This is a genomic window from Anaerotalea alkaliphila, assembly GCF_010179735.1.
Classification (GTDB): domain Bacteria; phylum Bacillota; class Clostridia; order Lachnospirales; family Vallitaleaceae; genus Anaerotalea; species Anaerotalea alkaliphila.
Map to the genome: position 1 here is coordinate 41,606 of NZ_JAAEEH010000022.1, position 9,204 is coordinate 50,809.

The window sequence follows — 9,204 nt, forward strand, 5'->3', positions numbered from 1 at the left end:
GGCAGGGGCATGCGCTACAGCAGCGGCCTGTTCCATCAGGCGGCCTCCAAGGCGAGCCGGGTGGTGGTCCTCCAGCCGGGCTTCCTGGGGGGAAGGGTGGTAGACCAGCACCGGGGCTCCAGGAAGCTCAGCATCGTGGTGGAGGGAAGCTTCCAGCGCACGGGGGCCCACACCTCCACCCCCGACGTGATGCGCTGGTTCCTGGGCCGGGCCGAGAAGGTCAGCGCCCTGAGCCGCGAGGAGGAAAGGCTCACCATCGCCGTCCAGGAGGTGCAGTCGGAGCGCTACAGCATGCTGCTTCCCCACAGGGTGCGGGCCACGGTCCACATCGCCTTCCTGGACGGTGAGCTGGCCGACCAGGCGGAGGCGCGGCTGCAGGCCCTGTTCACCGCGGAAGGGCCGGAGGAGGTGAAGGTCTTCATACAGAAGCTGGAAGAGAGGCCCCCCCTGAACCGCTCCGCCTCCACGGAAGCCATGACCCGGCGGCTCCAGAAGATCAGCGAGGAATGGGGCCTGCCCTTCGGCGTGGATTCCGGCCTCCTGCCCACGGCGGCGGGGGAAGTCCCCCCGGGCATCCCTGTGGTCTGCGGGGTCTCCCCCGCAAGCAAGGACATGTTCACCCCCAACGAATGCATCCATCGCGGGGAACTGCTGCAGCGTGCCCTGCTGCTGGCGCTTTTCCTGCTGGAGGAGGAATGAGATGTGAAAGAACGATTGCCCCTGCTGGTCTCCGTCCCCCACGGGGGGCTGGAGGTCCCGCCTGAACTGAAACCCTTTTGCCGCCTGGACCTGCCGGAGATCCTGCGGGACGGGGACACCTGGTCGGACAGACTCTACGGCTTCCCGGAACGGGTCCTGGCCCACCACCGTTTTCCGGTGGCACGGGCGGTGCTGGACGTGAACAGGGCCGAGGACGACCGGCCTCCCGCCAACCCCGACGGGGTGGTGAAGACCGTCACCGTGGAAGGCCGGCCCGTCTGGCTGAATCCAAGGGGCCTCACCAAGGTCCAGGTCGAATCCTTGCTGGAGGCCCATTACCGGCCCTACCATCGGCTCCTGGAGGGGGCGTCCCTGAAAAAAGGGGTCCGCCTGGCGCTGGACTGCCACACCATGCTGGACAAGGCCCCCGCCGCCGCCTCCCATCCCGGAGAGCAGAGGCCGTACATCTGCCTGGGGAACCGGGGGGACGCCAGGGGGGAGGTGCTGGACGGACCGGTGACGGCCCCCCCGGTCCTGGTCCGGGTGTTGGCAAGGACCCTGGAAGCCGTCCTGAGGAACACCCCCGGCCTGTCCCTGGACCCTTCGGTGCCCCTGGTCGCCATCAACCAGCCCTTCCGGGGAGGCTGGACCATCCGGGAGCACGGCACCGGCCGCCTGCCGTGGATCCAACTGGAGGTCAACCGGGCCCTGTACCTGGCCGGCGATCCCCGGACGGCGGAACCCGACCGGGAGGCGGCCCTGCGGATCCAAAAGCTCCAGGAAATCCTGCTGCAGGCCTTTGTGGAAATTTTGTCAAATGATTTGTAATAAACATAGAAGCATGCTATAATATGACCTGTCCCAAACCAATGAACATAATCAAGAAGTGAGGTAGACAGAATGAGAAAGAGCTTGACAATCATAGCGGCTTCCCTGCTGGTCCTGGCGATCTTTGCAGGATGCGGCAAGAAAGAGGAGACCCCTGCGGAAACCAATGGGGGGGAAACCCCGGACGCGGTGACCACCGCCTCCATCGTGGACAGTGCCCAGGCGGTCGTGGACGGGCTGGGCGCGGAAGGCAGCTGGATCGTGGCCACCCTGAACGACATCACCGTGGACGAGGAGATCGTCGTGGAAGGCCTCTTCTACAACAACGACGACACCACAGGCGACATCTACCGGAAGCTTGGACTCTACACCCAGGACGAGGACAGGAACATCACCGCTTCCTTCAGCCTGACGGCGCCCAAGATGACCGTTAGGAGCGAGAACTTCCGGATCCAGGGAGGAACCTTCGTCGGGGACGTCCATGTGGAAGCCAACGGCTTCGAAGTGGGCCCCAGCGCCACCGTGGACGGGAACGTGTACTTCGCCACACAGGAATACATGGACTCCGCAAGCGTGCATGAGACCGGCAGCGTGACCGGCAGCATGGAAGTGCAGTAGGCAAAACGGAAAAAGGAAACAGGAACCGCCCCGGGACTAGAATCCCCCGGGGCGGTTTTTTCCATGCTTGGGGAATGCCCCTTCCTTCCGTTTGTGATACAATGGAAGCAGGGACCGGCCGATGGGGCCGGACACATGGAAGGACCCGAAAGGAGAACGGAAGGATGAAGAAGACGATCAAGAACAACGTCAGCTGGGTGGGGAAGGTCGACTGGGAGCTTCGGAGGTTCCATGGGGACGAGTACACCACCAACCACGGCTCCACCTACAACTCCTATCTGATCCAGGAGGAGAAGAACGTGCTGGTGGACACGGTCTGGCTTCCCTACGCCGGGGAGTTCGTGGAGAACCTGGCAAGGGAGATCGACCTGGACCAGATCGACTGCATCATCGCCAACCACGGGGAGGTGGACCACAGCGGGGCCCTGCCGGAGCTGCTGAAGCGGATCCCCGGCACCCCCGTCTACTGCACGGCCAATGGGGTGAAGTCCCTGAAGGGGCAGTACCACCAGGACTGGAACTTCCAGGTGGTGAAGACGGGGGACAGGCTGGACGTGGGGAACGGGAAGGAGCTGGTTTTCGTGGAGATGCCCATGCTCCACTGGCCGGACAGCATGGCCACCTACCTGACGGGAGACAACATCCTCTTCAGCAACGACGCCTTCGGACAGCACTACGCCTCCGACAGGCTCTACAACGACCTGGTGGACCAGTGCGACCTCCACAAGGAGGCGCTGAAATACTACGCAAACATCCTGGCCCCCTTCAGCAAGATGCTCCAGCGGAAGCTGGGGGAGATCAAGTCCATGAACCTGGACATCGACATCATCGCCACCAGCCACGGCATCCTCTGGCGGGAGAACCCCCTGCAGATCGTGGAGAAGTACGGGGAATGGGCGGCGGACTACCAGGAGAACAAGATCACCATCCTCTACGACACCATGTGGAACGGCACCCGGACCCTCGCCGAGGGGATCGCCGAGGGGATCGGGCTGGCCGACCCGGAATGCGAGGTCATGGTGTTCAACCTGGCGAAAAGCGACAAGAACGACCTGATTGCGGAGGTGTTCCGGTCGAAGACGGTGGTGGTGGGTTCCCCCACCTGCAACGGGGGGGTGCTGCACTCGGTGGCGGGCTTCCTGCACATGCTCCAGGAGCTCAAGCTGAAGAACAAGAAGGCGGCCACCTTCGGCTGTTACGGCTGGAGCGGGGAGTCCACCAAGCTCCTGAACGAGATGTTGGCCCACGGGGGCTTCCAGGTCCACGGGGAAGGGTTCAAGTGCCTGTGGAACCCGGACGGGGACCGGCAGCAGGCGGCGTTGGCCTACGGCAAGGAAATCGCGGGCCTGTAGGGAAGGGAGGATGCCAGGGTGAAAAAAGCGGTGCTGTTCTTTTTTTCCGGAACCGGGAACACCTGGTGGGTGGCCCGGGAACTGGCCCGGGCCCTGGAGGTCCGGGGGATTCCAACGGAGCTTCGCTCCATCGAGGGGCTGGAGGCCGGGGAGACGGAAAGGCTGCTGGCGGGGGCCGACCTGGTGGGGGCGGGCTATCCGGTCTACGGCTCCGACCTGCCCCGGCCCATGGAGGCGTTCCTGGAAGGGCTTCCCCAAATCCCCGGCAAGAGGGTCTTCGTCTTCTGCACCCAGTGGATGTGGAGCGGGGACGGGGCCCGGGTGGGGGCGGCCATGCTGCGGAATAAGGGGTTCGACATCCGGTGGACGGAGCAATTCCTCATGCCCAACAACATCAGCACGACCCCGACCTGGTTCCTGCCCTACACCAACGAGAAGGGGCGGATCAATCCGGTCCTGGCCAGGGCCCGCCGGCGGGTGCTGCGGCTTTCGGACCGGATCCAAAAGGACCGTCCCCGGCGGAAGGGTTGCAACCCCCTCTCCCGGCTGTCGGGAGGAATCCAGCGGGTGCCCTTCCGGTGGAGCTTCGAAAGTTGGCAAGACGACGTGGGCGTGGACATGGACCGTTGCATCCGCTGCGGGCGCTGCATCCGCCTTTGTCCCGTGGGGAACCTCCGTTGGGAAGATGGGGCCGTACGGGCCCGGGGGGAATGCATCCTCTGCCTGCGGTGCTACAACTTCTGCCCGGTATCGGCCGTCACCTACAGGGGGCGGCGCCACAATATGGAAAGAGGAAAGCCTTACGCCGGTCCGGTCCGGAACTTCCGGCCGGAAATCCTGCGGGAAAGGAGGCAACCATGAAAACAATCAATTTTGCCATCATCGGCTGCGGTGATGTGACGGAGAAGAAGAGCGGACCCGCTTTCCAGAAGCTGGAGGGCTCCCATCTGGCGGCGGTGATGCGGCGGGACGAGGAGAAGCTGAAGGACTACGCCCGGAGGCACCAGGTCCCCAAATACACCACGGACTACCTGGAGATCCTGCGGGACCCCTCCATCGACGCGGTCTACATCGCCACCCCGCCCCAGTGCCACCATTTCTACACCCTGGAGGCCGCCAAGTACGGGAAGGCCGTCTATGTGGAGAAGCCCATGGCCACCACCGTGGAGCAGTGCAAGGAAATGGTCGAGGCCTGCCGAAAGCGCCAGGTCCCCCTCTTCGTGGCCTACTATCGGCGGGGGCAGGAGAAGTTCCGGAAGGTGAAGGAGCTGCTGGAATCCGGGGCCATCGGGAAGGTCCGCTCCTTCAGCCATCTCTACGTGTCCCCGGAACCCAAACTGGACCCGAACCGGGCGTGGCTCCTGGACAAGGAGGTCGCCGGAGGGGGGCTGCTCTTCGACGTCGGGTCCCATATGATCGACATCCTCCTGTTCCTGTTCGGAGAGGTGGACCGCGCCCACGGCCTCTCCACCAACCAGGGGCAGGTCTTCGAGGTCAACGACGTGACCTCGGGGATGATCCGGTTCAGGAACGGGGTCCAGGGGACCCTCCAGCTGTCCTTCAACGGCGGCGGCCACCAAGACGAGCTGAGGATCGTCGGCAGCACGGGGTCCCTCTCCCTGTCCATCCTGTCCAACGATCCGGTGCGGCTGGAGGGGGAGGAGGGGGTCCGGGAGTTTGCCTTCGACCCCCTGGAGCATGTCCAGATGCCCTACATCAAGCGGGTGGTGGACACCCTCCGGGGGTTGGACGACTACGACACCAGCGGCGCCTACGGCCTGAAGACCCAGGAGATCCTGGAGGCCTTCGAGGAAAGCAGCGCCGTCATCTACAACTAGAGGAGGAATCCATGGAAAAATTCAACCTATCCATCCCCACCCGCATCCATTTCGGGCGGGGAATCCTGGAGGAGGCCCTCCAGGCGGAAGCAGCCATCCTCCGGGGGAACCTGCTGGTGGTGACCGGCAGGAGGGCCATGCGGGAGGGGGGGCATCTGGACAGGCTGGAGGGCCTCCTTAGGAAAAACGGGGGCGTCCAAAGCGTCCGGTTCTTCCAGGGGGTCAGCCCCAACCCCAAGGTGGAGGAGGTGGACGAAGCCATCCGGCTGGGGCTGGAGACGGGCGCCGACGCCGTCATCGGACTGGGGGGCGGCAGCGCCCTGGACGCCGCCAAGGCGGTTGCCGCGGGCATCCGGGCCGGGGAGGGGATCGGCCCCTACCTGTTGGAGGGGAAGCCCCTGCCGGAAGCCGTCCTGCCCCTGGTGGCCATCCCCACCACCGCCGGGACCGGGAGCGAACTGAGCATGGGGGCCATCCTGAGCGCCCCGTCCCAGGGGTTCAAGGGGGGCATCCGGGGGCCCCAGCTGCTGCCGGTGGCGGCCATCGTGGACCCCGCCTTCACGGACGACCTGCCGGTGGGGACCACCCGGGAGACGGGCTTCGACATCTTCACCCATGGGGTGGAGACCTATCTCTCCACCCGGGCCAACGCCTTCACCCGGATGCTCTCCCGGGAGGCCCTGGGCATTGTCTCCCTCCACCTGCCTGCCCTTGTCCGAAAACCCCGGGACAGCCAGGCCCGGGACCGGATGAGCTACGCCAGCATGCTCATGGGGGTGAACCTGGCCGGCGCCGGCACCTGCCTGCCCCACCGGCTCCAGTATCCCGTGGGGGCACTGACGGACACGAGCCATCCCCGGGGGCTGGCGGCCCTCTACCCGGCCTGGGTCCACCACGGCTACGCCTCCTCTCCCGAGGCCTGGGACACCCTGGCGTCCCTGCTCGACCGCAGGCCCCGTGCCGGCCGGGAGGAGGTGGAGGGGAGCGTATGCAACTTCCTGGAGGCCGTCGGCATGGCCACGACCCTGGAGGCGCTGGGGATCCGGGAGGGGCAGCTGGAGACCTTGTGCGCCGGCGTCACCGGGAACATTGCCCAGGACCCCGCCGGGAAGGAGCCGGACATCGTCCGGAGGATCTATGGGAGGGCCCTGGGACTGTAGGAAAGGCCGAGTGGATGGAAAAGGGACGCCTCCGGTCCCCCGGGAGCGCCCCCTTTCCTTACCAGGTCAGAACACCATTTTCTCCACATGCACGCCGGCGTGTCCTCCCAGCTTGCCTTCCAGTTCCCCCACGTCCGCATCCGCATCCGCGATGAACTCCAGGAGGATCAGACCGTCCTCGCTGCACTCGGTCCCTTTTTCCGAAGCGTTGTGCAGGCCCAGGCGGGTCTTGATGATGCAGCCGTATTCCGTCAACAATTGCTGGAGTTTGGCGGCCTCCACCTGCCGGTGGTCGACCTTGATTCCCATGATGATCTTAGCCATAAGATACCTCCATTCATGCTCCGTGATGATGCTTCCGACACCCTTATTCTACCATACCGCCCCCTGAGGCGTAAACGCGCAGGGGACTTCCAAAGACAAAAAAGACAAAAAAACGAAAAAGGAAAGGTGACCTATGGACAACAACGACATCCTGATCCGGCTGCGCTACGCGCTGGACATCAAGAACAGCGACATGCTGAAGATCTTCAAGCTGGGAGGCGTGGAGACCACCCCGGAGGAGCTGAAGAAGCTGCTCACAAGGACGGAGGAGAGCTACGACTTCGTGGACGACGGCTCCCAGGAGTCCAAGGACTACCTGAAGTGCACCAACCCCATGCTGGAGTCCTTCCTGAACGGCCTGATCGTCTTCAGGCGGGGACCCCAGGAGCGGCGGGAAGGGGAGCCGGAAACGCCCCCCCTCAGCCTGAAGGAGGGGAAGAACCCCAACAACCTGATGCTGAAGAAGCTGAAGATCGCCCTCGCCCTCACCAGCGAGGAGATGCTGGCCGTCTACGCCAAGGCGGGGGTGAAGGTTACGAAAGGGGAACTGGGCGCCCTCCTGCGGAACGAGGGGCACAAGAACTACCGGGTCTGCCTGGACAAGTACGCCAGGAGCTTCCTGAAGGGGCTGACCCTGATGAACCGGAAATAGGAGGGAGGGCTTCCCTTGGATTATGTGAACCCTTTGGGGGTGGAAAAGATCCACAAGCTGCTGGTCCGGTTCTCCCTGCCTGCCATCGTGGGGATGACAGTGAACTCCCTCTACAACGTGGTGGACAGGATTTTCATCGGGAACAGCCCCGACCTGGGGGCTGACGGCCTGGCGGGGATCACCGTGGCCTTCCCCCTGATGATCCTGCTGCTCTCCGTGGGCATCCTTTTCGGACTGGGGGGCGCCACCATCTTCTCCATCCGGCTGGGGGAGGGGAGGCAGGAGGCGGCGGAGCACGCCCTGGGGAACGCCTTCACCCTGCTGGCGGCATCCGGAGTCCTGTTCCTGCTCCTGGGGCAGGCGTTCGTCCGCCCGTTGCTTGCGGCCTTCGGCGCCGGGGGGACGGTCCTGCCCCATGCGGTGGCCTACATGCGGGTCGTCCTCTTCGGGGCCGTCTTCCAGATGGGCAGCATCGGCCTGAACAACTTCATCCGGGCCGACGGCAACCCCAAGATCGCCATGCAGACCATGTTCCTGGGGGCGGGGACCAACATCCTCCTGGATCCGGTTTTCATCTTCGGACTCCGGATGGGCATGGCGGGGGCGGCCCTGGCCACGGTCCTGGCCCAGGGGCTCTCCTATGCCTGGGTGGTGTCCTACTTCCTGGGGAAAAGGAGCCGGAGCAAGCTGCGGCTCCGGCACCTGCGGCCCGAACCGGGGCTTGTGGGCAGGATCGCCGTCCTGGGGCTTCCGGAATCCTCCCTTCAGGTGGCGAACAGCCTGCTCAACGCCATCCTGAACAAGAGCCTCTTCGTCTACGGCGGGGCCGTCGCCGTGTCGGCCATGGGGATCGTGAACAGCCTGCAGATGCTCCTGTTGCTTCCCGTGATCGGCCTGCGGCAGGGGCTGCAGCCCATCGTGAGCTTCAACTTCGGCGCAGGGAAGCACCTTAGGGTGAAGCAGGCCGTAAGGCTGGGGCTGGCGGCCGCCACGGGGATGGTGGCGGCGGGCTACATCGTCACCAGGATCTTCCCGGAGCAGCTGGTGGGGCTCTTCAACCGGGAGCCGGAGCTGCTCCATTTCGGGGCCAGGGCCATCCGTGCCTGGCTGCTGCTGATGCCTGTGGTGGGGGTCCAGATCGTGGGGGCCAGCTTCTTCCAGGCCACCGGCAGGTACCGGTCCGCCCTGTTCCTGACCCTGACCCGGCAGCTGCTCCTGCTGGTACCCGCCCTGCTGGTGTTCCCCCGGCTGTGGGGGCTGGAGGGGCTGCTGCACGCGGCCCCCTTCGCAGACTTCTTCTCCTTCGCCCTGACGGCGGTCTGGCTGCATTTCGGGCTGCAGGGGCTGGGGAAAGGGGCGACGAAAGAGTGAGGGATGCCTCCGTGAAAAGCGGGGAGCATCCCTTTTTTTGCCCTTTTCCGGACTTTACCCTACTTTACCAGCGATATGCCCGTTTTGCTGGAGAAATCCGAAAATATTTAGTGGAATTACCGGAAATATCCCTTGACATTTGGAGCATAAAGCAATATGATGTTTATGAAAAGCTTTTCAAAAGGCAATGTGCTGAAATGGCCAGGGCCGGTTGGAAGGAAACACACAGACATAGGAAAGGGGATACATTATGAAGGCAAAACTTGCAATGCTCATGGCACTCATCCTGGCGGCAAGCCTGTTCGCAGGCTGCGGCTCCAAGGACACGGGAGGGACGGACACCGGCGGAGGCGCCGTGCAGC

At 64.3% G+C, this 9,204-nt stretch carries 10 protein-coding genes; 9 read left to right on the top strand and 1 reads right to left on the bottom strand.

Annotation, left to right across the window (positions count from 1 at the left end):
• Window positions 1–9: 9 nt before the first annotated feature.
• From GXN74_RS14290 to GXN74_RS08985, 7 genes are all read left to right on the top strand, one after another.
• Window positions 10–699 carry a zinc-binding metallopeptidase family protein gene (locus GXN74_RS14290; RefSeq protein WP_212505746.1) on the top strand — a complete coding sequence of 230 codons (690 nt, stop codon included), beginning with the start codon at window positions 10–12 and terminating at the stop codon, window positions 697–699.
• Window positions 700–702: 3 nt separating this feature from the next.
• A complete protein-coding gene (locus tag GXN74_RS08960) occupies window positions 703–1,527 on the top strand; it encodes an N-formylglutamate amidohydrolase (protein ID WP_162370589.1) in 825 nt (274 codons plus the stop codon).
• Window positions 1,528–1,599: 72 nt separating this feature from the next.
• Entirely contained in the window at window positions 1,600–2,145 is a 546-nt protein-coding gene (locus GXN74_RS08965) for a hypothetical protein (protein ID WP_162370590.1), read from the top strand.
• 164 nt (window positions 2,146–2,309) lie between these two features.
• On the top strand, window positions 2,310–3,497 hold the full coding sequence (locus tag GXN74_RS08970) for an anaerobic nitric oxide reductase flavorubredoxin (protein WP_162370591.1): 1,188 nt from the start codon (window positions 2,310–2,312) through the stop codon (window positions 3,495–3,497).
• A gap of 18 nt (window positions 3,498–3,515) precedes the next feature.
• Window positions 3,516–4,358 (top strand): EFR1 family ferrodoxin, encoded by an 843-nt coding sequence (locus tag GXN74_RS08975; protein ID WP_162370592.1) that lies wholly within the window; start codon window positions 3,516–3,518, stop codon window positions 4,356–4,358.
• Window positions 4,355–5,335 (top strand): Gfo/Idh/MocA family protein, encoded by a 981-nt coding sequence (locus GXN74_RS08980; protein WP_162370593.1) that lies wholly within the window; start codon window positions 4,355–4,357, stop codon window positions 5,333–5,335. Before GXN74_RS08975 ends, GXN74_RS08980 begins: the two co-directional genes overlap by 4 nt.
• An 11-nt stretch (window positions 5,336–5,346) precedes the next feature.
• The gene (locus GXN74_RS08985; protein WP_162370594.1) at window positions 5,347–6,495 is read left to right on the top strand and encodes an iron-containing alcohol dehydrogenase; all 1,149 of its coding nucleotides are present in this window, start codon (window positions 5,347–5,349) and stop codon (window positions 6,493–6,495) included.
• A 66-nt stretch (window positions 6,496–6,561) separates the two neighbouring features.
• On the opposite strand, the gene GXN74_RS08990 is transcribed toward GXN74_RS08985, so the two are convergent.
• Window positions 6,562–6,819 (bottom strand): CPF_0552 family protein, encoded by a 258-nt coding sequence (locus GXN74_RS08990; RefSeq protein WP_162370595.1) that lies wholly within the window; start codon window positions 6,817–6,819, stop codon window positions 6,562–6,564.
• 133 nt (window positions 6,820–6,952) lie between these two features.
• Here GXN74_RS08990 and GXN74_RS08995 point away from each other — a divergent pair, with 133 nt between their 5' ends.
• Both GXN74_RS08995 and GXN74_RS09000 read left to right on the top strand, forming a co-directional pair.
• Window positions 6,953–7,471 carry a YehS family protein gene (locus GXN74_RS08995; RefSeq protein WP_162370596.1) on the top strand — a complete coding sequence of 173 codons (519 nt, stop codon included), beginning with the start codon at window positions 6,953–6,955 and terminating at the stop codon, window positions 7,469–7,471.
• 24 nt (window positions 7,472–7,495) lie between these two features.
• A complete protein-coding gene (locus GXN74_RS09000) occupies window positions 7,496–8,842 on the top strand; it encodes an MATE family efflux transporter (RefSeq protein WP_343032812.1) in 1,347 nt (448 codons plus the stop codon).
• Window positions 8,843–9,204 lie beyond the last annotated feature (362 nt).